At 66.0% G+C, this 22,480-nt stretch carries 16 protein-coding genes; 2 read left to right on the top strand and 14 right to left on the bottom strand.

Annotated features, from left to right (window positions below; all coding sequences use genetic code 11):
- Window positions 1–326: 326 nt before the first annotated feature.
- Window positions 327–3,134: a [protein-PII] uridylyltransferase gene (locus V5F78_RS16445; RefSeq protein ID WP_394067178.1), complete on the bottom strand. Its 2,808-nt coding sequence runs from the start codon at window positions 3,132–3,134 to the stop codon at window positions 327–329.
- Window positions 3,135–3,331: 197 nt separating this feature from the next.
- Here V5F78_RS16445 and V5F78_RS16440 point away from each other — a divergent pair, with 197 nt between their 5' ends.
- Window positions 3,332–5,626: a transglycosylase domain-containing protein gene (locus V5F78_RS16440; RefSeq protein WP_394067176.1), complete on the top strand. Its 2,295-nt coding sequence runs from the start codon at window positions 3,332–3,334 to the stop codon at window positions 5,624–5,626.
- A gap of 7 nt (window positions 5,627–5,633) precedes the next feature.
- Here the strand turns inward: V5F78_RS16440 and V5F78_RS16435 are convergent, their stop codons facing one another.
- The 6 genes from V5F78_RS16435 to V5F78_RS16410 form a co-directional block, all read right to left on the bottom strand.
- Window positions 5,634–6,431, bottom strand: a complete 798-nt coding sequence (locus V5F78_RS16435) for an SDR family NAD(P)-dependent oxidoreductase (protein ID WP_394067174.1) — start codon at window positions 6,429–6,431, stop codon at window positions 5,634–5,636.
- 62 nt (window positions 6,432–6,493) lie between these two features.
- Window positions 6,494–7,516, bottom strand: a complete 1,023-nt coding sequence (locus tag V5F78_RS16430; RefSeq protein WP_394067839.1) for a TRAP transporter substrate-binding protein — start codon at window positions 7,514–7,516, stop codon at window positions 6,494–6,496.
- Between the two features lie 64 nt (window positions 7,517–7,580).
- Window positions 7,581–9,467, bottom strand: coding sequence for a TRAP transporter large permease (locus V5F78_RS16425; RefSeq protein ID WP_394067172.1), 1,887 nt, complete (start codon window positions 9,465–9,467; stop codon window positions 7,581–7,583).
- A 127-nt stretch (window positions 9,468–9,594) separates the two neighbouring features.
- Window positions 9,595–10,986: a four-carbon acid sugar kinase family protein gene (locus V5F78_RS16420; protein ID WP_394067170.1), complete on the bottom strand. Its 1,392-nt coding sequence runs from the start codon at window positions 10,984–10,986 to the stop codon at window positions 9,595–9,597.
- Complete coding sequence (locus V5F78_RS16415) at window positions 10,983–12,272, bottom strand: ribulose-bisphosphate carboxylase large subunit family protein (RefSeq protein WP_394067168.1); 1,290 nt, start codon at window positions 12,270–12,272, stop codon at window positions 10,983–10,985. Before V5F78_RS16415 ends, V5F78_RS16420 begins: the two co-directional genes overlap by 4 nt.
- A gap of 148 nt (window positions 12,273–12,420) precedes the next feature.
- Window positions 12,421–13,386 (bottom strand): LysR substrate-binding domain-containing protein, encoded by a 966-nt coding sequence (locus V5F78_RS16410; RefSeq protein WP_394067166.1) that lies wholly within the window; start codon window positions 13,384–13,386, stop codon window positions 12,421–12,423.
- 167 nt (window positions 13,387–13,553) lie between these two features.
- Here V5F78_RS16410 and V5F78_RS16405 point away from each other — a divergent pair, with 167 nt between their 5' ends.
- Window positions 13,554–14,429, top strand: coding sequence for a beta-keto acid cleavage family enzyme (locus V5F78_RS16405; RefSeq protein ID WP_394067165.1), 876 nt, complete (start codon window positions 13,554–13,556; stop codon window positions 14,427–14,429).
- A 14-nt stretch (window positions 14,430–14,443) separates the two neighbouring features.
- Here V5F78_RS16405 and V5F78_RS16400 read toward each other — a convergent pair whose 3' ends face one another.
- The 7 genes from V5F78_RS16400 to V5F78_RS16370 form a co-directional block, all read right to left on the bottom strand.
- On the bottom strand, window positions 14,444–15,403 hold the full coding sequence (locus tag V5F78_RS16400; RefSeq protein WP_394067164.1) for a LysR family transcriptional regulator: 960 nt from the start codon (window positions 15,401–15,403) through the stop codon (window positions 14,444–14,446).
- 25 nt (window positions 15,404–15,428) lie between these two features.
- A complete protein-coding gene (locus tag V5F78_RS16395) occupies window positions 15,429–16,325 on the bottom strand; it encodes an HpcH/HpaI aldolase/citrate lyase family protein (RefSeq protein WP_394067162.1) in 897 nt (298 codons plus the stop codon).
- The gene (locus tag V5F78_RS16390; RefSeq protein WP_394067160.1) at window positions 16,322–17,527 is read right to left on the bottom strand and encodes a CaiB/BaiF CoA transferase family protein; all 1,206 of its coding nucleotides are present in this window, start codon (window positions 17,525–17,527) and stop codon (window positions 16,322–16,324) included. The genes V5F78_RS16395 and V5F78_RS16390 overlap by 4 nt, the downstream gene beginning before the upstream one ends.
- A gap of 9 nt (window positions 17,528–17,536) precedes the next feature.
- Window positions 17,537–18,670: a zinc-binding dehydrogenase gene (locus V5F78_RS16385; protein ID WP_394067158.1), complete on the bottom strand. Its 1,134-nt coding sequence runs from the start codon at window positions 18,668–18,670 to the stop codon at window positions 17,537–17,539.
- A gap of 83 nt (window positions 18,671–18,753) precedes the next feature.
- Window positions 18,754–20,196: an aldehyde dehydrogenase family protein gene (locus V5F78_RS16380; protein WP_394067156.1), complete on the bottom strand. Its 1,443-nt coding sequence runs from the start codon at window positions 20,194–20,196 to the stop codon at window positions 18,754–18,756.
- A gap of 278 nt (window positions 20,197–20,474) precedes the next feature.
- Entirely contained in the window at window positions 20,475–21,281 is an 807-nt protein-coding gene (locus V5F78_RS16375; protein WP_394067154.1) for an enoyl-CoA hydratase/isomerase family protein, read from the bottom strand.
- Between the two features lie 79 nt (window positions 21,282–21,360).
- Window positions 21,361–22,404: a LacI family DNA-binding transcriptional regulator gene (locus tag V5F78_RS16370; RefSeq protein ID WP_394067152.1), complete on the bottom strand. Its 1,044-nt coding sequence runs from the start codon at window positions 22,402–22,404 to the stop codon at window positions 21,361–21,363.
- Window positions 22,405–22,480 lie beyond the last annotated feature (76 nt).

Here is a 22,480-nt window from a genome sequence, read left to right as displayed (position 1 = left end):
GGCGCATCGCAGAAGAAGACGTTCGCCACCCCCTCACCCCAACCCTCTCCCCGGCGGGGAGAGGGGGTACGGAGGTTTGCGCGGCGCTTGCGCCTCTCTCTATGAGGGCACATCACCTCTCTACGACTCTCTCTCCGGCCCGAGGGGTTCGGGTCCTTCACCTCTCCCCCACGGGGAGAGGTCGGCCGCGCAGCGGACGGGTGAGGGCCGCGTCGCAGAAGAAGACGTTCGCCGGCCCCCTCACTCCAGTCCTCTCCCCGGCGGGGAGAGGGGGTATGGAGGTTTGCGCGGCGCCTTGGCTTTCGTGAGCGGACCCGACCGCAGCCTCAGGCGGGGATGGCGCGGCGGGGCGGCTCTTCCTCGTCGAACGAACCTTCGAACACCGTGATCAGCGCGCGCCGGATTGCCGACTGGCGGGCCGCACCCGTGATCTTCGCGCCCATCAGGTCGGTGACATAGAACACGTCCACCGCCCGCTCGCCGAAGGTCGCCACATGGGCCGAGGCGATGTTGAGGTTGAGGCGCGACAAGGTGTTGGTCAGCTCGAACAGCAGGCCGGGCCGGTCGAGGCCGGAGACCTCCACCACCGTGTGCCGGTTCGACCAGGCATTGTTCACCGTCACCTCCGGCTCCACCGAGAAGGTGCGGCGCGCCTTGGGCAGCTTGCGGGCCATCACTTCCGGCAGGCGCACTTCCCCCGTCAGCGCCTTTTCGATGGAGACGCGGATGCGCTGGGCGCGGCGTTCCTCGTCCTCGTCGCGGTCGAAGGCGCGACGGATGGCGATGGTGTCCAGCGCCAGCCCGTCGGTGGTGGTGGAGATCTGCGCATCCACGATGTTCGCGCCCGCCGCAGCGCAGGCCCCGGCGATCACCGACAGGAGCTTGGGATGGTCGGGCGCGAGCACCGTCAGCTCGGTGATGCCGCGGGCCGGCTCCACATCCGCATGGGTGGTGAGGGTCTGCCCGGCGGCTTCCATTTCGGTGATGAAGCGCGCGTGCCGCACCTTGGTGTCCAGGTCGGTGCGCAGCCAATAGGAGGGGTAATGGCGCGCCGAATAGGCGTTCACATCTTCCTCGCTCCAGTCGCTCAGGGCGTGGCGTAGCTGGGCCTGGGCCACCTTCACGCGCTTGCCGCGATCCACCTCCGAGAACCCGCCGGTGAGCATGGGCTCGGTTTCATAATAGAGCGTGCGCAGAAGCTGCGCCTTCCAGCCATTCCAGGTGCCCGGACCCACCGCGCGGATATCCGCCGTGGTGAGGATGGTGAGCAGCTTCATGCGGTCGAGATTCTGCACCACGGCGGCGAAATTCTCGATGGTCCGCCGGTCGGAGAGGTCGCGCGACTGGGCGACCGTGGACATGACCAGATGCTGCTCCACCAGCCAGGAGACGGTTTCCGTCTCGGCGGCGCTGAGGCCGAGTCGCGGGCACACGCGCCGCGCCACGCGGGCGCCGGCGATGGAATGGTCCTCGGGCCGGCCCTTGGCGATGTCGTGCAGCAGCAGCGCCACATAGAGCAGGTGGCGCTGGGGCTTCAGGGTCAGCATCAGCTCGTTGGCGAGCGCGTTCTCGGGATTGGTGTTGCGCTCGATCTCCGAGAGAATGCCGATGCAGCGCAGCAAATGCTCGTCCACCGTATAATGGTGGTACATGTTGAACTGCATCATCGCCACGACCTTGCCGAACTCCGGCAGGAAGCGGCCCAGCACACCCACCTCGTTCATCCGCCGCAGCACGGTTTCCGGCGTGTTCTTGGAGCAGATGATCTCCAGGAACAGGCGGTTCGCCTCCGGATTTTCGCGCAGCTTCTGGTCGATCAGCGACAGGGAGCTTGCGGCCAGGCGCATGGCATCGGGATGGAGCGCGAGGTTGCGCTTGTCGGCGATGTGGAACATGCGCAGGAAGTTCACGCCGTCACGCACGAACACCTGGTCGTCCGCGACGTTGAGGCGCTCGGTGTCGATGACGAAGTCGGCACTCTCCTTCAGCTTCGTGCGCTTGGTGCCGCTGCGCAGGCGATCCACCATGCCCTTGAGGCCGGGCACCGGCTTTTCGTGCCGCGCCTCAAGCCCGGCGGAAAGGATGGCGGTGAGATCGCCCACGTCCTTCGCCACCAGGAAATAATGCTTCATGAAGCGCTCGACGTCGCGCTGGCCGGGATGCTCGGTATAGCCGAGGCGCTGGGCCATCTCGCGCTGCAGGTCGAAGGAGAGGCGCTCCTCCGGCCGGCCGGTGAGAAAATGCAGGTGGCAGCGCACCGACCAGAGGAAATCCTCGCAGCGGGTGAACAGGCGCGCCTCATCGCGGGTGAACACGCCCTTGGAGACGAGTTCGCCGGTGGAGCGCACGCGGTAGACGTATTTGGCGATCCAGAACAGCGTGTGCAGGTCGCGCAGGCCGCCCTTGCCGTCCTTCACATTGGGCTCGACCAGATAGCGCGACTGGCCCGCCTTGCGCAGGCGCTCCTCGCGCTCGGCCATCTTGGCGGTGACGAATTCGGTGGCGGTGCCTTCCACCACTTCCTTGTCGAAGCGGGTTTCCAGATCCTCGAACAGGGCCTTGTCGCCCACCAGGAAGCGCGCCTCCAGGATCGAGGTGCGGATGGTGATGTCGGCACGCGCCTGGCGCAGGCATTCTTCCACCGAACGGGTGGCGTGGCCCACCTTCAGGCCGAGGTCCCACAGCATGTAGAGCATCGCTTCGGCGACGCTCTCGCCCCAGGCGGTCTGCTTATAGGGCAGAACGAACAGGATGTCGGTGTCCGAGCCCGGCGCCAGCATGCCGCGCCCATAGCCGCCCACCGCCACTACCGCCATGCGCTCGGCGCGCGAGGGATTGTCGATGGGATAGAGCACTGTGGTCGCCACTTCGTGAACGGCGGCGATGATGGCGTCCTGAAGCGAGGAGAGGCGCACCGAGCAGCAGCGCCCGCAACCGTCCTCCATCAGCAGGCGCTCGGCCTCCACATTCCCTTCAGACAGCGCCTGCTTCAGCCGGGCCACCACTGCGCGGCGAAGGTCCACCTCGCGCCCCGCATGGGCCTTGGCGATGTCGAGGACCTCGGCCTTCATGAGGCGGCCCAGGAACGGTTCGCCGATGGTGCGATGACCCTTGGGAATGCGGAGTGTGCTCATGCCAGATACCGGATGGCCTGAATTCTTGCGGCCCAAAATCGAGCCGAGCTTTCCGCTTTATCGCAATCGCGCGGCGCCGTCACGGCGCGCTGCGGGGATAAGGGCGGAGGTTTTTCGCCCCTGCCATTAACCGCCCCTTAAATGGCCGCAATCGAAGGTCGTTTAGGTCTGCTCAGAGAGCGGCGGACGGAACATTCATGGCGTGGAGAGGCAAAGGCGAAGGGGAACGGCGGGAGCCTCTGTTGGAGCGCCCGGAGAGCCTGTTCGACATTCGTCTCGACGCGACCGACCGGCCCGGCGGCATTCCCCATGAGGAAAAGCCGCGCGGCGCGCCGGGAAACCGCAAGACTCGCGGGCGCACAGAGCCGGGCTTTGCCCCAGGTTTTGAGGCCGGTGAGGAAGAGCTCGAGGAGGACAGCGCCGTCGCCCGTCGCCCGTCCCGCGCCGCAGTCGTCCGCGGCGAAAGCCGCCATGAACGCGCCGCCGAGCCCGCGCGCCGGGCCAGTGCGCGAGCCAAGCCGCGCAAGCGCCGGCGCGGCTTCTTCTCGCTGTTCGGCCTCATCAAATGGGGCCTGATTCTCGGCTTGTGGGCGCTGCTTGCCGTGGCCGGCGTGGTCGCCTACGAGGCCTCCAAGCTGCCGTCCATGCAGACCCTCATGGTGCCGAAGCGCCCGCCCACCGTCATGATCCAGGCGGCGGATGGCAAGCCGCTCGCCACGCGCGGCGACATGGGCGGCGCCGCGGTGCCCTTGAAGGAACTGCCCGCCTATCTGCCAAAGGCCTTCATCGCCATCGAGGACCGGCGCTTCTATGACCATTGGGGCATCGACGTGATGGGCCTTGCCCGCGCGATGTTCACCAATCTCACCTCGGGGCGGGTGCGCCAGGGCGGCTCGACGCTGACGCAACAACTCGCCAAGAACCTGTTCCTCACCCAGGAGCGCACCTTCTCCCGCAAGATCCAGGAGGTGGTGCTGGCGCTGTGGCTGGAGAAGAAATTCTCCAAGGCCGAGATTCTCGACCTCTATATGAACCGGGTCTATTTCGGCTCCGGCGCCTATGGGGTGGAGGCGGCGGCCCAGCGCTATTTCGGCAAGTCCGCGCGCAATGTGACGCTCTCGGAGGCCGCCATGCTGGCCGGCATCGTCAACGCGCCCTCGCGCCTTGCGCCGACACGCAATCTGAAGGCCGCGCAGGATCGTGCCGCCCTGGTTCTCGTTTCCATGCGCGAGCAGGGACTGATCAGCCCCGACATGGCCAAGATCGCGCTCGCGCGCCCGGCGACGGTGGCCAAGCCCACGGGCCCCGAATCCATCGGCTATGTGGCCGATTGGGTGATGGAGCAGATGGATTCCTACGTGGGCGAATTGTCCGGCGACGTGACGGTGCGCACCACCATCGACGCGAACCTGCAATCGGTCGCCCAGGCGGCGGTGAGCGATACGCTGGCAAAGTCGGGCGCGAAATACGGCGTCGGCCAGGGCGCGCTGGTTTCGCTCGATACCGACGGGGCGGTGAAGGCGCTGGTGGGCGGGCGCTCCTATGAGGACAGCCAATATAATCGCGCGGTGACCGCCCGCCGCCAGCCGGGCTCTTCCTTCAAGCCCTTCGTCTATCTCACGGCCCTGGAGCGGGGGCTCACGCCCGATACGGTGCGCGAGGATGCGCCGATCCAGCTCAAGGGCTGGCGGCCGGAAAATGCCAGCCACGAATATCGCGGGCCGGTGACGCTCCAGACCGCGCTCGCCTTGTCGCTGAACACCGTGTCGGTGCGGCTCGCGCTGGAGGTGGGGCCAAAAGCCATCGTTGCCACCGCCAAGCGCCTCGGTATTGCCTCTCCGCTCGATCCGAATCCCTCCATTGCGCTCGGCACGTCGGAAGTCTCGGTGCTGGAACTCGCCGCTGCCTATACGCCGTTCGCCAATGGCGGCATCGGCGTCATTCCCTATGTGATCGACAGCGTGAAGGGCGCCGACGGCAAGGTGCTCTATGCCCGCACCACCTCCGGGCCGGGCCGGGTGGTGGCGCCGGAATATGTCTCCATGATGAACCACATGATGGAGGAGACGCTGATCTCCGGCACCGGCCGGCGCGCCGAGCTTCCCGGCTGGGACGCGGCCGGCAAGACCGGCACCTCGCAGGATTATCGCGACGCCTGGTTCGTTGGCTATACCGCGCGCTTCGTCACCGCCGTGTGGCTGGGCAACGATGATTCCTCGCCCACCAAGAAGGCGTCGGGCGCGAACCTGCCGGCGGAAATCTGGAGCCGCTACATGAAGGTGGCGCACCAGGGCGTGCCGATCACCGAACTGCCCGGCGGCGCCCGCTCGCCCGGCTTCGGGCTGCCGCTGCCTCCGGGGGCGGTGCCCGACGAGGCGCCCCCCGCCGTGGTCGGCCAGATCCCCCAGCAGGGCCCGCCCCCGCAGCAGCAGGACGAGCCCATGACGCTGGACCGCTGGTTCGTGGATACATTCCTGGGCGGGCGGCGCTGAGCGGCGGCTATCGAACGGCAGTCTTGTCGGGCGGCGTCTTGTCGGGCCCGAACATGAGCCCGGCCTCACGGAAGCCGCCGTCCACGTTCAACGTATGGCCGTGCACGTAGCGGCTCTCATCCGAAGAGAGGAACACCGCTGCGTCGGCGATCTCCTCCGGCGTCCCATACCGGTTCATGGGGATCAGATAGGTGTAGGCGGCACGGGTGGCGGCGTCATGGGCGTATTTCGCCATCTCCGTCTCGATGGCGCCCGGAGCGATATTGTTCACGTTGATGCGGTGCTGGGCGAGTTCCACAGCCATCACCTTGGTCAGCAGTTCCAGCCCCGCCTTGGCGGCGCCATAGGCCGCACGCCCGTTTCCGCCGCGCTGGCCGGAGAGCGAGGCGATGTTGACGATCTTCCCGCCACCGCTCTTCACCATCTCCTTGGCCACCGATTGCGCGACGAAGAAGGCGCCGGTGAGATTGATGCCGACGATGCGGCGCCATTCCTCCAGGGACGTCTCCAGGAACGGCGTGTTGCCGCCGATTCCGGCATTGTTGATGAGGATATCGATCCGGCCGTGCGCCTGAACCAGATCCTGCACCATGGCTGTCACCGACGGCGGATCGGCGACATCGACCGTCATCGCGCCGGACCGCCCGCCTGCCGCCTCGATGGCTTGCGCGGCGGCCTTCGCGCCGTCCAGATTCTGATCGGCGATGATCACTTTCGCCCCTTCGCGCGCAAGGGCTTTGGCCACCGCAAAACCGATGCCGCGCGCGCCTCCCGTCACGAGCGCTATCTTCCCATCCAAACGCATATCTCAAATCTCCGCGCGACACGGGGATGGCATCCCATCCCCGTTCGCTGAATTCGAAAGGATCAGGAGAGCTTTCCGACGCTCTTTTCGAGGATGCCCCACAATTCATCGCCGTACTTGGCGCGCCATTCCTTGTAGAAGCCGGCATCGCTCAGCGCGGCGCGGAACGGAGCCGTGTCCGGCTCGTTGAAAATGAGCCCCTTCTCGGTGAGCGTGCCCTTGAGCGAGACGGCAAGTTTCGCCATGTCTTCGCGCTCGGCCATGGCCGCCATGTTGAGGTTCTTGGCGACGATGTCCCGTGCGTCCTTCGGCAAGGCTTCCCAGTTGCGCTTGTTGGCGACGCAGAAGAAGGCGTCCCACATATGATTTGTGATCGCGCAATATTTCTGCACCTCGAAGATATTCGCAGTGTAGATATTCGCGAGCGAATTTTCCTGGCCGTCGACCACTTTGGTCTGGAGCGCGGAATAGATTTCACTGAAATTGATGGACGTGGGCGCCGCGCCGAAGGCCTGGAACATCGAGGTCCACAGCGCACCGACTGGAACGCGAATCTTGAAGTTCTTCAGATCCGCGGGCGTGGCGATCGGCTTCGTGCTGGACGTAATCTGGCGGAATCCGTTGTCCCACATCTTGTCCATGGGGACGAGATTGGCCTTGGAGATGCGCAGGCGCAGGGCTTCGCCCAGCTCTCCGTCCATGGTCTTCCAGACCGCCGCATAGTCCGGGAACAGGAAGCCGAGGCCATAGATGGAGGCCGACGGCACGATGGTCGAGAGCACGTTGATCCCGGAATTCAGGAACAGGTCGATGCCGCCGGCGCGTACCTGCGACAGCATATCCGTATCGCCGCCAAGCTGGTTATTGGGATAGACCTGCAGGTCCACCTTGCCGTTGGTTTCGGCAAGGATGCGCACAGCAGCTTCCCTGGCGCGGGTCGTAATGGGGTGGGATTCCGCGACATTGAAGGCGAACTTCAGCGTGAAGTCTGCGGCGGCCTTAGCCCGGCGCACGGGCAGCCCGAATGTGGCCGCCGCGGTGCCCGCGGCGAGCCCTGCCGTGAACGTGCGGCGTGAAAGACGTATGGTCATGGTTTTACTCCCTGAATGTTTTGTTTGTTGTTGGTCGTGCGGTGATTAATCTTCGACTTCAGAGGAAGCCGATGGAAATCCATGGAACGAGCGCGACGATGACGAGGCCGATCAGCATCGCCACGATGTAGCCCACGATCGGTCTCATGCCGTCGTTGGGATGGATGCGGCTGATGGCGCAGGCCGCGTAATATCCGACCCCGAACGGCGGGGCGAAAAGGCCGATGCCCATGGCAAGCACCACCACCATCGCATATTGCACCTGGTGGATTCCGAGGGCCTGCGCGATCGGGAACAGCAGCGGCCCGAACAGCACGATGGCGGGAATGCCTTCCAGCACGCTGCCGAGGATGATGAAGGCGACGATGGACACGGCCATGAAGGTGCCCGCGCCGCCCGGCAACCCGGTCATGGACTTTGCCAGCGAGTGCGAGAAGCCGGACTGGGTCAAGCTCCACGCCATGGCGGTTGCGGTGCCGATGATCAGCAGGATCGCCCCCGACAGGCTGGCGGTTTCCACCAGCATCGGCTTCAGCCGCCGCCAGTTGAACTGGCGGTAGAGCAACAAGCCGGCGACGATGGAATAGGCGATGCCGATGGTGGACACCTCCGTGGCGGTTGCCACGCCCTCGATGACCGCGGTGCGGATCACGAAGGGCAGCGCCAGCGCCGGCAGGGCGACGACGAAGGCGCGGCCGATTTCCCGGGCCGTGGCCTTCTTGACGTGGCTCAGGTCCTCCCCGCGATAGCGCCACCAGACCAGCCCGCACAGGGTGATCGCCAGAATGACGCCGGGCAGCAGGCCGCCGGTGAACAAGGCGGCGATCGAGACCCCGGTCACCGAGCCGATGGTGATGAGGACGATGCTTGGCGGGATGGTCTCTGTCTGCGCGCCGGTTGCGGCGAGCAAGGCGACGAGATCGCCTTCCTTCGCGCCCCGCTTCTTCATCTCGGGGAACAGCACCGGCGCAACCGCCGCCATGTCGGCGGCCTTGGAGCCGGAGATGCCGGAGACCAGATACATGGCCCCCACCAGCACATAATGCAGGCCACCCTTCACGTGGCCGAGCATGCTGGCCAGGAACTGCACCATGGCCTTGGCCATGCCGGTCATCTCGATCAGCTGGCCGAGGAAGACGAACAGCGGCACCGCCAGAAGGATCAGATGGCTGACCCCCTCGTCGATGCGGCCGACGATGACCAAGGGCGGGGTCCGCGTCGTCAGTATGAGATAGCCGAATGTGGCGAGCCCGAAGGCGAACGCGATCGGCACGCCCCCGAATACGCAGGCCGCGACGACGCCGACGAAGAAGATGAGCAGGTTGAGGTTGCCGAACGGCTTCAGAACCGGGCCGAGCAGCCAGAACAGGCCGATGACGAGTGCGGTCGCGACCAGAGCGCCGAGCACGAGACGCAAGCTCGCGAATTGCAGAAGCCGCAGGATCGCGAAAACGGTCATCAGGCCGAGTCCCACCGGCATGGCCGAGGCGCGCCAGGAATTCTGCAGGTCGAGGGCCGGCGTGCGGACGATCGCTTCCTCATGCGCATAGTCGAACGCAGCGGGAAGGATAAGCAGCAGGAAGGCCAAGGCGGTGGACACCGCGACCACCTCGATAAAGGCCCGCCCGCCAGGCGGCAGCGCACCCACGAAGGCGGTCATGCGCATGTGCTCGCCCCGCTGGAAGGCGATCGCCGATCCGAGCATGGCCAGCCAGAGGAAGAGCATGGACGCCAGCTCGTCGGACCAAACCAGCGGCTGGTGGAAAACGTAGCGGGCCAGGACGCCGGAGAACAGGATCAGGATCTCGGCGCTCACCAGAATGGCGACTGGAACCTCGAGGATCCGGGCGATGACGATCTCCGTCTGGCGGGCAATGGCAGCCACGGAGGAGGGTGGCGCGGTAGGCGCCGCTGCCACGACCTGATCGGTGTGCATGGCCGTCATACCACGTGTACGCAGCACGAGGCCGCGAGATGCGATGCGCCGGGCAAGAAGATGTTCGTCGCGCGGAACGAAGCGAAATGTTGGCGTTGACCTCCCGAGATCATAGGCGTCTCCTCCCTTTTTGTGTTTATGCGTTGCCGAGCTTTCCCCTTTCGAAGAAATGCTCTCCTCCCATCTGGCCGCCCTTCAGGGCGATCTCCAATCCGTTCATGGCGTTCGATCGCGACAGCGCCCGGCACAGCGGCGCGCCGGGCGCAAGCCGCGCGGCAATCTCCAATGCATCCGGCCCGAGCATCTTGGTGACCTGGCTCGACGTATCGCCGCCCGAGAGCAGAAGCCGCTCGATGGGGACGCGCGCGAGGATGCTGCGGACGACCTCGCCGAGGCGCTGGCCGAGAATTCTTCCGCCGGTGTGCTTGGCGGCATGATGCGAGAAGCCGCGCGCCGTCAGGGCATTGATCATGGCGCCGATGCGCGGATCGTCCGCGCCCCGTGCGGTGTGCAAGATGACGCTTCGCCCTTCGTTCAGCAACGCGATTGCGCGCTCGGCGATATTGGTGTGCGCGGCCGGCCATTGCGCGTCGTCCACGAGGGCGCTGGCGTCAACGGGCACGTCGCTGAAGCCGGCCTGGATGGCCGCCTGGATCTGGAGCGCGGTCAGTTTCGAGGCGCTGCCCGAGACCGCGAGCACCCGATCGACCGGCGCGAAAGTTTCATATTCTGGAGTGCCTTGGAGCGCCCCGTCGCGCTCGCGCCACCATTGGGTCAGGGCATATTCGACCCCCGATGACCCGACCACGAACAGTGGGCCTGGACCCAGCGCCTGATGTTCGAGATGGCGGCCGACTTCGGTGAGATGCTGCGGGGTACCGGCGTCGAACAGAACCGCGTCCGGCTGTGTCTCGAGCACCTGCCTGAGGGCGGCGTCGGCGGCGGGGCGCGCGGTTTCGTAGGAGGGAAAAATGACCTTCCCGATCCGCAATGGGGCCTGCCGGGCGATGTGCACGGCAAGGTCCGCCTCCGCCATGGGGGTGACGGGATGCACGCTCATGATGGGATGGCGGTCAATGCGGAAGACCTCGCCTTCCGTACCGAAGCGGGCGAAGAGATTGCCGAACAGGCAGTAGCGGCCAAGCGCCGGCGTGCCCGCCACGATCGGCACCGGCGCGCCGGGAAAGGCGCCGCGCGATAATTCGATCACCTTGCCGATGCTGCCGATGGTCGGCGAGCTGTCGAAGGTGGAGCACACCTTGTAGTGAACCAGCGGTGCCCCAAGCTTGGCGAGTGCGTCGAAGACCGCCGGGAGATGGTGGTCCATTTCCTCGGGCGACATGGCCCGGCTGTCACCCGCGACGCCGACCACGTCGAGATCCGGGAAGCGCTCCAATGTCTCCGGCGTCGGCGGCGCCAGGAACAGGGCACAGCGATAGCCGGCAAAGGCGAGCACTTCCAGGGCGTCGGTGGAGCCCGTGAAATCATCGCCGTAGAAGGCCATCCTGTAACGGGCGCGTGCGGTCATCCGGAGGCTCCGAACTGGGCGAGCGCGCCGCTCAGGGCGGGATGGGACTTGGCATATTCGGCGAGGCTGACCCCGGAGGTCGCCGCTTCCCATGCTTCGCGCAGGCTGGCGACGCCGGCGGCGATGCCTTGGGGATGGCCGATGATGCCGCCCCCGGCCAGGTGCATCAGGTCTGTGCTGCCGAGTTGGGCGTAGGTATCGGCCGCTTGGCCGGCCCACTGGCCCGAGGAGAAGATGGGCATGATGGGTGCCAGCCCGCCGAATGGCGCAAGGCAGGACTGGGCGGAGGCGATGACCGTGTCGTCCGGTTCCCAGAACTTGTTGCGCAGCCCGTTGACATGCAGATGGTCGAGACCGGTCAGGCGCCAGAGCTTCTGGAAGGCGGCGAATTCGAAGCCGAGCCAGGGATGACGGGTGAGGATGCCCCAGCCATTGCGGTGGCCGTGGATCGGCAGCTGCGTGTGCCGGCGCAAATGCTCGACGGCGGCAAATCCGGTCCAATTCGCGCTGACCATGATGCAGGTGCCGCCGGCGGCGAGCACCGCATCGTGCCGGCGCAGCATGTCGTCGATGGAGCCCGAGATATTGATGGCATACATGGGCTTGCGGCCCATCCGGTCGGCGTGCCGCTCGATCACCGGCATGACCGCCTTGAGCCGATCCTCGAAGCGGGCATAGGGCGGGTCTGCCAGGAGCTCGTCGTCCTTCAGGAAGTCGATGTCGGCGGCGCAGAGCACATCCACCAGATCTGCCGTCTCGGCCGCGGTGAGCCCGATGCTCGGCTTGATGATGGTGCCGATCAACGGCCGGCCGTAGACGCCCGCTTTCTCCCGCGTGCCGGCAACGCTGAACCGCGGGCCGGGGAATTGCTGCGCATAGGGGTCCGGCAGGTCGATATCCAGCAGGCGGATGCCGGTGATTTCCCCAAGCTCGAACAGGTTTCCGGCGATGGTCGCGAGCAAGGTGGGGATGTTGGCGCCCACATTGGCCACAGGAAACGCGATCTCGATCTCGCCCCGGTTGTAGCCGGCGTCGGGCCGTCCGTCCCGTCGCCGACGCTCCGCGTGAGCGCTCCGCAGGGTCGGGGTGGGTGACGGCGGCAGGGGCGTGATGGAAGCGACGCGGGCACGGGAGCGTTCCTTAAGCTCCGCCGTCTCTCCGGCGAGCGACAGGAAGGTGCCGCTCGATTGCTCGCCGGCGATCACCTCCGCCGCCCGTTCCAAGGGCTCGGGACTCTCGATCAGATAGCGGGCCGAAAATTCGGCGCGTGGGATTTTACTGCCCACGGCCGTCTCCAGCGCATGCGGGAGTGCCAAAGACCATGCCAAACTCCTGGGGTTTCCTCGATGATCTTCTTCTTTTCTTTCCCTTCATCGTTATGACCGGGCAACGGGCCTGGCAAACGAGTTTTACGAACCGTAATGTGAGAAAAACTCACAGAGAGGCTATGGCGCGGCGGCCGGTGCTGCGCCGCGCGGGTGGATGCGGGAGCCGCGGCGGGCTCATGGCGGCACAGATGTCAGCTGTCTTCTTCAGCTCGGTGGAAAGCCAGTTGGCCATGGCCTTGGTGTCGGGGCGCGCGCCGAGATGCGGGGCGATCCACAGCACCAGCTTGCGGGGTCCCGGCACGAAGCCGAACGGCGCGACGAGCCGGCCGGAGCGAATCTCGTCCAGCACCATCATGGCCGGCACCACCGCCACGCCGAGGCCGCACAAGGCCGCCTGGATCAGCAGATAGAAATGCTCATAGGATTCCTGCGAATTGGGCTTGATGGCGGGGGTTAGCCCGACGAGCGCCGACCAATCTTCCCAGCCTTGCGGGCGGGTCTTCGTGGAAAGCAGCCGCGCCGCGCGCAGATCCTCAAGGCTCCGGAGCTTGCGCGCATCGCCATAGCTGGGCGCCCAAACCGGGCCGACCCATTCCGTCATCAGCTCGCGGATGAGCACGTCGCGCGGTGGTGGAATGACGCTGTTGCGGATGGCGATGCTGACCTTGTCGCGCACAAAGTCGACCTGGTCGTAATTCATGTTGAACTGGACCTCGATCTGCGGGTGCGCGGCATGGAAGCCGGCAATGCGCGGGATCAGCCAGTGCATCATGATTGTGGCCGAGCAGGAGACGGTGAGCGGCCCCGGATTGAGCTGCTCGACGCTGGCGTCGATCAGGTTGAAGGCCGTCGTCAGCCCCTCCGCGAGCCTTGCGCCCTCGGCTGTCGTCTCCATGGACTGGTGCTCCCGCCGCAGCAGCGGGAGGCCGAACGTCTCTTCCAGCGCGCGCACATGCCGGCTGATCGCGCCATGGGTCACGCACAGCTCGGCGGCGGCCGCTGTCATGCTGCGCAACCGTGCGGTGGCCTCGAAGGCGCGCAATGCATTCAGGGACGCTTTGGGGATGCTCATGGCTGCTCCTCACCGGACAGGTCGGAGCGCAGACCATATGGGTTGTGAGCTTTTCTCACAATGAAGCCCGAAAAGGTCATTTGCGATGGACGGCGCGGCCCATTAGCGTCCTTGGGGCAGGTCGCTGGGAGGCGGCCCGCCCTTGCGGACGTTCGAGAGATCCCAAAATGCAAAAAATGATCATCGAGGCGCGCGTCAACGAATATGCCATGCGGGATCGCAATCCTCACGTGCCATGGACCGCCGACGAAATTGCCGAAACTGCAGCCCGCTGCCGGGAAGCGGGCGCATCCATTCTCCACTTCCATGCGCGCGCGCCGGACGGGGCTCCGCGCCACACCGTGGAGGAGAATGCCGACGTCATCCGCAAGGTGCGCGCCAAGTGTGACATCCTCATCCTGCCCACGCTGGGCTTCATCGCCAGCGACGACGACCCTCACGGGCGGATGGACTGCATGATGGAACTGGCGAAGGATCCCGCGACCCGGCCGGACATCGTCCCGGTCGACACGGGCACGGCCAATCTCGAATCCTACGACGCCGCCAGCAGGACCTTCTCCCACGCTGACCGGGTCTATAAAAACCGGACCGACGTGGTGGTCTCTTATGTCGAGCGCCTCAAGGCCGCGCATATCAAGCCGAAGCTCGTCTGCTGGTCGGTGGGCTTTATGCGCCGGGCGGAGGCGCTGATCGACATGGGGCTTGCGGCCGAGCCGGCCTATTTCCTGCTGAACATGACCGACGCGCCGTTCATCACCGGCCATCCGGGTACGGTGGACGGCCTGGACGCGCATCTGCGCTTCCTGCCGTCGCGCGCGCGCCATTACTGGACCGCAAACATCGTCGGCGGCAACCTGCTGGATCTGTGCGATACGGTGGCGCGCCGCGGCGGCAACATCGCCCCTGGCATCGGCGACTTCCCCTACGTGGAACTGGGGTGTCCGCGCAACGAGGAGGTCATCCATCGCGCGGCCCAGATCGCGCGCGCGGCGGGCCGGGAGATCGCCACGCCGCAGGATGTCCGGGAGATGCTGGAGCTCTGATACGTGGGGCATCGTCAACACAGCCGCCGGGCTTTCCATTCCTCCGTGTCGGCCAGCGACAGCAGCGTGTCGACGGCGGTCTGTGCCACCGCCATGGTGGCACGGGAGGATGGACGGTTGAGGGGCGTGGCGAGATAGACGGTGCGCGTGACGCCGGGATCGACCAGGCGGAAGGAGTGCAGCTTCACGTCTTCCGCGGCGTTGGCGTTGGCGCTGGCATAGCGGGCGGCCAGCGAGCCGATGGTGACGCCGTGGCCGCGTCGCACCATTTCGAAGATCTGCGGCGAGGCATCAAGCTCGATCGCCACATTGAGCGGAATGGCATGGCGGCGGGCCGTGGCCTCAAGGAGGCTCCGCAGGCCGTGTTCAGGGCCGGGCATGACGAGGCGAAGGTGCTGGACATCGCGCAGGCGGATTTCCCCTGCGGGTGTGAGGTGCGGGGCGACCACGCGCGGGTCGTAGGTGCTGACGTAAAGGTCTTCCTCGGCGATCGGCTGGAGCGACGCGCTCTTGTCCGTCGCCGCGCCGCCGCCGAACACCAGCGCGGCATCCAGCGTACCCTCGCGCAGCCAGCTCGCGATGTAGCCGGACATGCTTTCGACCACACGCAGGCGGACCTGCGGGTGGTTCTTCTGGCAGGTCTCGATCAGCCGCACCGTCAGCAGGCCCACCAGCGAGCCCGGGACGCCGAAGCGCACGTTGCCGACCGGCTCCCTGCCGCGGCTCAGCATGCTGGCCTTGGCGTCCTCCGAGAGTTTCAGGATCGCATAAGCGTGCGAGAGCAATTCGCGCCCCTGGTCGGTCAGCGCCAGTCCGCGCGCCTGGCGGTCGAACAATTGCGTGCCGAATTCGCCCTCCAGATCCTTCAGCCGCGCGCTCAGGGAGGGCGGGCTGCTATGGAGAATCTTCGCGGACGCCACCAGGGAGCCGGTCTCGGCTATCGCAACGAAGATGCGCAGGTCGCGAAGGTCCATGGTGTCCTCGGGCTCGACGGCCGAATTAAGATCTTGGCTTGCGCATTTTTTCCACAGCCTCGTGTCGCGCAAGAATGGCGCGGGCACGATCGGCGACCGGCAGGTCCAGCATGGCCCCCCGGAAGGTCACCGCGCCGACCCCCTTCGCCAGTGCCTCTTCGAAGGCAGCAAGCGCGCCGCGTGCCCAGTCGATCTCGTTCGTCGAAGGTGCGAACACCTCGTTCATGATCGGCACCTGGCTCGGATGGATGCAGAAGCCGCCAGTGAAGCCCATCTCGCGGGCCTGGGTGATGGTCCGCCGGAAGGCGGCCGCGTCGGCGTAATCGGCAACGCTGCCGACGAAGCCGATCGGCTGGATACCGGCGCTCCGCGCGGCGACCACGGCCTGGGCATTGTGCACATAAAGGGTGTCATATGTGGGCGAAGCGCCGAGCGAGACCGCCAGATCCTCCGCGCCCACCGTCATGCCGGCGATGCGGGGATGGCTTGCCGCGATGGCCGGCATGTTGAGCAGGCCCTCGGCGGTCTCGATCATCACGATAAGGCGCGTGTGGCCGCGCTCCAACCCGCGCTCCGCCTCCAGTTCGTCGAGGATTTCCGAGATGGTGCGCACGTGGGACGCATCGGGCACCTTCGGTAAGGTGAGGCAGGATACGTGCTGGCCCACCGCGGCCTCCATATCCGCCATCGCGTCCCGCCAGGGCCGGTTGATGCGGACGATCACGTCGAGCTGCTGCTGCGCGAGCCGCGCGGCGGCTGCTGGAAGGGCGCGGCGCGCGTCCGGCTTCTGGCTGGGGGGCGTTGCGTCTTCAAGGTCGAGCTGGATCGCATCGGCATCCCGCTCGGCGGCCCGGGCAAGAAAGCGCTCATTCAGAACGGGAATGAACAACAAGGAGCGCCAGGCGGGTGCGGGCCTATTCATCGGGAAATCTCCACGGCGGATCCGCGCGCCGGTACGCCGAGCTCGCGCCGGATTTCTTCGTTGTGCTCACCGACGGCGGGTGCGGGGCGGCGGAACACACCCGGCGTGGCCGAAAAGCGGGGAATGATGTTGGGCATTGGTATTGAGCCGAGGTCACGGTCCGCGACCTCCACGATCGCCGCGCGGCCGAGGACGTAAGGATGGTTCACAAGGTCCGCCACCGAGCAGACAGGGCCGACGGTGACCCCTGCGGCGTCGAACAAGGCGAGGTTCTCCGCCTGGTCGCGGGTGGCGACGAAAGCACCGATGATGGCATCCAGCTCGTCGCGATTGGCGACGCGCGCGTCGTTGTCGACGAAGCGGGGATCGCTCTTGAGCTCCGGCCGGCCGATGGTGTCGAGGATGCGTTCCGCCATGGATTGCATGGATCCGGACATCGCCACATAGGCCCCGTCGGCGCAGCGATAGACGTTGCGCGGGGCGGTGTGGGAGGATTGGTTACCGGCCCGTTCCGTGGGGCGCCCGGTGATGCGCAATTGCGCCGCTTCCGCCCCGATCATGGCGTGGATGGGCTCGAACAGGGACAGATCAATCACCTGTCCCGGTGCGCCGTTGAGCTCGGTGGCCCGCAACGCGGCGAGGATCGCGGAAGCGCCGTAGAGGCCCGAGATCATGTCGGCCAAAGCGAGCGGCGGCAAGGTCGGCGGCTTGTCGGGATGGCCGTTCATGAAGGCCCAGCCGGACATGGCTTCCACGAGCGTGCCGAAGCCGGGGCGCTGGCTCCAGGGACCCGTTTGACCCCAGCCGGAGACGCGCAGGACGATCAGGCGCGGGTTGCGCGTGTGCAGGACGTCCGGGCCGAGTGCCCAGCGCTCCAGCGTGCCCGGCAGGAAATTCTCCACCAGCACCTGCGCGGTGTCGATCAGGCGCAGCAGGAGGTCGCGCCCATCCTCGGAATGGATGTCGAGCGCGACGCTGCGCTTGTTGCGCGAATAGACCTTCCAGAAGACCTCAATGCCGTCGACCTTCCAGCCGCGCAGATCGTCGCCCTTGCCGGGACGCTCGATCTTGATGACGTCGGCCCCGTAATCCGCGAGCACATGGGTGGTCATGTTGCCGGCCACCAGGCGCGACATGTCGAGCACGCGCACCCCGTCGAGGGGGCCGGGCCGGTCAGGCGTGAACTGCACCGTGTCTGTCATGGCCCGTCCTCACGTCATCACGATGAGCGGCTTGATCTCCTCAAGCCGATGCATGCGTTCCAGCGCGATGTTGACATCCGCCAGGGCGAAGCGACCGGTGATCATCTTGCCGAACGGGATGGTGTCGATATGGGCAGACGCGAACTGCAGCGCCTTCCAATAGGATTTCACGTCGCCCGAGAAGGAGCCGATGACGCGGATGTTCTTCTTGACGATGGTCGAGGGGCTGAAGGTCGTGGTGCCGCCGCCCAATTGGCCCACCGTGAGATAGCGCCCGCCCTTGCGTACCAGGTCCAGCCCTTCTCCGAACGCATCCGGATGGCCGGTGAACTCCATGACGATGTCCGGCCCGCGTCCGTTCGTGAGCGCGCGCAATTCCGCGGCACGGTCCGCATGGGTCGTGCCCTCGATGGTGAACACGTGGGTGGCGCCGAACTCCTGGGCCAGGGCGAGGCGCGGGGCCGGCGCCCCGATGACGCTCACGGTGCGTGCGCCGGCGACGCGCGCCACCGCCGCCGCCAATATGCCGAGCGGCCCTGCCCCCTGGATCGCCACGTGCTCGGACGGGTCGATCGGCCCGAGATTGTCGAAGGCGTTCATCACTGAACGAAAGGCGCAGGAACATAGGCTGGCGACCGCATCGTCCAGATTATCCGGCACCCGCACGCGGCCGGACTGGGGCAGCACATAGCCATATTCGGAGAAGCCGCCGAGCAGATACGGCGGCTTCTCGATATTCTCGTACATATAGGCGCGGCGGTTCTCGCACAGGGTCGGCTGGCGGGCGACGGTGCAGAAGAAGCACTGGCCGCAAGCGGTGTGGGTCCAAAGGATGCGATCGCCGATGGCGAGCTTCTGGCCGACGCTGTCGCGCTCCGCCCCTTCGCCGATGGCAACGACCCGCCCGACCATCTCGTGGCCGAGGATAATCGGCAGGTCCACCGTGAGCGAGAGGTTGCCGCGCGAAAGGTGCACGTCCGTGCCGCAGATGGAGCAGGCGGTGGTGCGCACGATCAGGGCGCCCGGCTCCGGCGCCCGTGGGATGGGGACGCATTCGATTTTCACCGGTTCTCCGAAGCGGCGCACCACCGCAGCGTGGGAGAATTCAGGCAGCTCGGCCAGGTTGGGGGCAGTGCCGGTCATGGGCAAGAACTCACAGGATTTGAGAGGGCAGGGGGCCGGCGCCTTGCCGGTCCCACGTCACGCCGCGCTTTGGGCAAAAAGGCTTACCGGCTGTGGTCGATCACCACGGTCTTCGCCACCGTGTATTCGTGCAGCGCCTCGAACCCCTTCTCGCGCCCGTGCCCGCTCTTGCCGAAGCCGCCGAACGGAAGCTCGATGCCCCCGCCGGCGCCATAGCCGTTGATATAGATCTGGCCGGCGCGGATGCCCTTGGCCATGCGCATCTGGCGGCCGCCGTCGCGGGTCCACACGCCGGCGATGAGGCCGTAATCGGTGCCATTGGCGAGGCGCAGGGCATCGTCCTCGTCGTCAAACGGCAGGGCCGCGAGCACCGGGCCAAACACTTCCTCGCGGGCCAGCTCGTGGGTGCGCGGCACGAGGCCGAACAGCGTCGGAGGCACGAAATACCCGTCCTTGGACGCCTGGGGATGGATCTTGCCCTGGGCGGCGATCTCCACATTGTCGGTGGCGGCGCGTTCGAGGAAGCCGGTGACGCGGTCGCGCTGGACCGCATTGATCACCGGTCCGCAATCCAGGTCCTGGCTGGGATGTCCCACCTCGACCGCTGCCATGCGGCGGGCCAGGCGGCCCATGAAGGGTTCGTAGATGGAGCGCTCGATCAGCACCCGCGAGCCGGCGGAACAGGTCTGCCCGGTGTTCTGCACGATGGCGCCGATGATGATTTCCACCGCCTTGTCCTGGTCGGCGTCGGCGAACACGATCTGGGGCGATTTTCCGCCCAGTTCGAGCACGCAGGGCACATGGTTTTCCGCCGCGGCCCGCTGCACCAGCGTGCCGACCTCCGGCGAGCCGGTGAACGACAGGAAATCAATGCCCGGATGGCATGCGAGCGCCGCGCCGGCTTCCTCGCCCAGGCCCGTCACCACATTGATGACGCCGGCGGGAAAGCCGATCTGGCGGGCCAGTTCGGTGAGCCGCAGGCAGGAGAGCGAAGCTTCCTCGGCAGGCTTGAGGATGGTGGTATTGCCCGCCGCAAGCGATGCGGCGAGCGTGCGGCCGAACATGGAGGCGGGGTAGTTCCAGGGAATGATGTGGCCCGTGACACCGCGCGGCTCGCGCAGCACCATCACCTGGTAACCGGCCAGGAACGGAATGGCCTCGCCGTGGATCTTGTCGGCGGCGCCGCCGTAATATTCGAAATAGCGGGCGGTCACGCGGATATCGTTGCGCGCCAGCTTCATGGGTTTGCCGGTGTCGGCGGCTTCGACCTCCGCCAATTCCTCAAGATTATCGAGGATCAGCAGGCCGAGGCGGCTGAGCAGTCGCCCGCGTTCCAGCGCCGGCGTGGCGCCCCACACCGTCTGGAAGGCATTGCGGGCGGCTTTTACAGCAAGGTCGATATCGGCTGCCCCACCGCGTGCGATATGCCCGATGCTCGCCCCGGTGCTCGGATCCAGGACCGGCACGACGTCACCCGAAACAGGGGCGGTCCATTGGCCGTCAATAAAGACCTGATCCTGGTTCATACGCATCCTCCCGCGTTCTCATTCTTGCGTTTTGCGGATGCTCCTACGGCCGGGAGGTATTCGACAATGCTGAAAAATAAGAAGGACCATTCGGAAAACCTGAATGGTTCGCTTCCCGTGCCCTGGCTGATTCCACTCGGACGATCTCGTGCCTCTCGCGCGGGACGGAACGGTTGCATCGGGACGAGCCTTCGCGCAGCCGAAGCCGCTGCGCGAAGGCCATCAGGGCAAAGTTGCTGCCTGTCGGGCGGGGCGCCCGTTCTCGCTTCGCTCTGCCGTCAGCTGCCCTGAAAGCGCGGCGGGCGTTTTTCCGCGAAGGCGGCCATGCCTTCCTTCTGATCGTGCGTCGTGAACGCATGGCGGATCGCCCGGCGCTCGACCTGCAGGCCGGCTGCGAGCGGCGTCTCATAGGCCGCGAGAACCGCTTCCTTCACCAGGCGTGCGGACATTGGCGGCTTGGTGGCGATGATGCGGGCAAGTTCGCATGCGCGTTCGACCGCCTGCCCGGGCGGAACGACCTCCGCCACGAGCCCGGCCGCCAGCGCTGTGGCCGCGTCGATGGGCTCACCGGTCAGCATCATCTTCATGGCGAGCGACTTGCCGGCCACCCGCGTGACACGCTGGGTCGCGCCATCGCCGGGCAGAATGCCGATATTGATTTCGGGCTGGCCGAAGCGGGCGCTTTGTGAGGCGATGATCATGTCGGCCAGCATGGCGAGTTCGTGGCCCCCGCCGAAGCAAATTCCCTCGACGGCTGCGATCAAGGGTTTAGGGAAGGCCGCGATGGCATCCCAGGCCGCCTGGCGCCCTGCATGTTCCAACGCGGCAAAGCCCCAGGCCTGCATTTCAGAGATGTCCGCGCCGGCGCAGAAGAATGTGGGTGCTCCTGTCAGCACCACGCAGCGGACCTGCGGGTCGGCCGCGGCATCCGCGCAGAGTCCGGCGAGCTCGATCAGCAGCGCACGGCTGAGCGCGTTGCGCTTGTGCGGGCGGTTGAGGGTGACGCGCATCACCCCGTCGCGCGGCGGTTCCGCCAGCACCAGCGGCTCGGACGGATTTAACGGGAGGGGAAGCGTCTGGGGCATGGCCGGCCTCTGGCATCGTTTTATGAAAACGTTTTCTGAGGCTCATATATCAGAAGAGCCGACCCAAGGTATAGTCGCGTCATGCCCGCGTGAGGCGCTTCGGATTGGAAGTGCGAGCTTTGGCGGTGGTGCCGCGGATCACGATCCGGAACGGCAGATCGCTCACCAAAGGTATCGGCAGGCCGGCGATGGCGTTGATCAGGTGGTCGGCGGCCCCTCGGCCAATCTCGGCGGCTGGAACGCTCACCGTCGTCAGTGGCGGATCGAGCTGGGATGAGAGCTCGATATCGTCGAAGCCGGTGATGGAGAGGGCGGCGGGAACGGGGATGCCCATGGCCCGTGCCTCGGTCATCGCACCGACTGCCAGCGTATCGGTGGTGCAGATGACCGCGGTGATCTGCGGATGCGATTTCATTAATTGTTGCAAGCCCATGCGGCCTTGGACGAGGGAGTGTTCGGCTTTGATGAGGCGGCTTTTCGGCAGTGTGACGCCGGCTTCCTCCAAGGTCTTCAGGATGCCGGAGAGGCGGGCGCGGGAACGGTCGTTGGCGGCCGGAACGTTCGCGATGACCCCCACCTCGCGATGCCCGAGGCCGAGGAGGTAGCGTGTCATCTCCCGCGTCGCGCCTTCGTTGTCGATGCCTATGGCTGGGGTTCCGCGCTTGGACTGGGCAACGTAGGTAATGACGACGGGGATACCGTGCTTCTTGATGAGGGCATGAACCTCATTGGAAGATGAATCGCCCACGAGGACAATGGCGTCCACACCGCGCTCGATAAGGGCGCGGACTTCTTGCAGTTCTTTCTTCATATCGTACTGAGAATTGGCAAGAAGCAAAGTATATCCGTGCTCGCTCAGGCGATTTTGTAGGGCCTCTACGCCCTCGGCGAAGATGCTGATGCCAAGCGTCGGCACGACCGCGCCGATGGTGTGGGTCCGGCCGGACTTGAGGGCCCGCGCGGCGGCATCACGGGTGTAGGACAGGCTGGCCACGGCTTGCGATACTTTATCGCGCAGTTCGGGGCGCACGATGTTCGGATGGTTGAGCACCCGCGAGACGGTTGCGAGCGAAACTCCGGCGAGCTTTGCGACGTCTTCCAGCTTCGTCTTGTGCTTGATCAAGGAATACGCCCCTTAAAACCGGAGTTTCCGCCGAATTTTCAAAAACTTTCGAGATTCGATTATGCCGGAACCTTCG

The sequence above is a fragment of the Roseixanthobacter glucoisosaccharinicivorans genome, assembly GCF_043195095.2.
Classification (GTDB): Bacteria; Pseudomonadota; Alphaproteobacteria; order Rhizobiales; family Xanthobacteraceae; genus NCEH01.
Note: the sequence above shows the minus strand (reverse complement) of the source record. Positions and strands in the feature narration are given on the sequence as shown.

Coding starts and splice junctions, on each gene's coding strand:
- V5F78_RS16405 (WP_394067165.1), top strand. CDS start 13,554: ATGCAAAAAATGATCATCGAGGCGCGCGTCAACGAATATGCCATGCGG.
- V5F78_RS16380 (WP_394067156.1), bottom strand. CDS start 20,196: ATGAACCAGGATCAGGTCTTTATTGACGGCCAATGGACCGCCCCTGTT.
- V5F78_RS16445 (WP_394067178.1), bottom strand. CDS start 3,134: ATGAGCACACTCCGCATTCCCAAGGGTCATCGCACCATCGGCGAACCG.
- V5F78_RS16385 (WP_394067158.1), bottom strand. CDS start 18,670: ATGACCGGCACTGCCCCCAACCTGGCCGAGCTGCCTGAATTCTCCCAC.
- V5F78_RS16390 (WP_394067160.1), bottom strand. CDS start 17,527: ATGACAGACACGGTGCAGTTCACGCCTGACCGGCCCGGCCCCCTCGAC.
- V5F78_RS16375 (WP_394067154.1), bottom strand. CDS start 21,281: ATGCCCCAGACGCTTCCCCTCCCGTTAAATCCGTCCGAGCCGCTGGTG.
- V5F78_RS16400 (WP_394067164.1), bottom strand. CDS start 15,403: ATGGACCTTCGCGACCTGCGCATCTTCGTTGCGATAGCCGAGACCGGC.
- V5F78_RS16440 (WP_394067176.1), top strand. CDS start 3,332: ATGGCGTGGAGAGGCAAAGGCGAAGGGGAACGGCGGGAGCCTCTGTTG.
- V5F78_RS16425 (WP_394067172.1), bottom strand. CDS start 9,467: ATGACGGCCATGCACACCGATCAGGTCGTGGCAGCGGCGCCTACCGCG.
- V5F78_RS16395 (WP_394067162.1), bottom strand. CDS start 16,325: ATGAATAGGCCCGCACCCGCCTGGCGCTCCTTGTTGTTCATTCCCGTT.
- V5F78_RS16435 (WP_394067174.1), bottom strand. CDS start 6,431: ATGCGTTTGGATGGGAAGATAGCGCTCGTGACGGGAGGCGCGCGCGGC.
- V5F78_RS16420 (WP_394067170.1), bottom strand. CDS start 10,986: ATGACCGCACGCGCCCGTTACAGGATGGCCTTCTACGGCGATGATTTC.
- V5F78_RS16410 (WP_394067166.1), bottom strand. CDS start 13,386: ATGAGCATCCCCAAAGCGTCCCTGAATGCATTGCGCGCCTTCGAGGCC.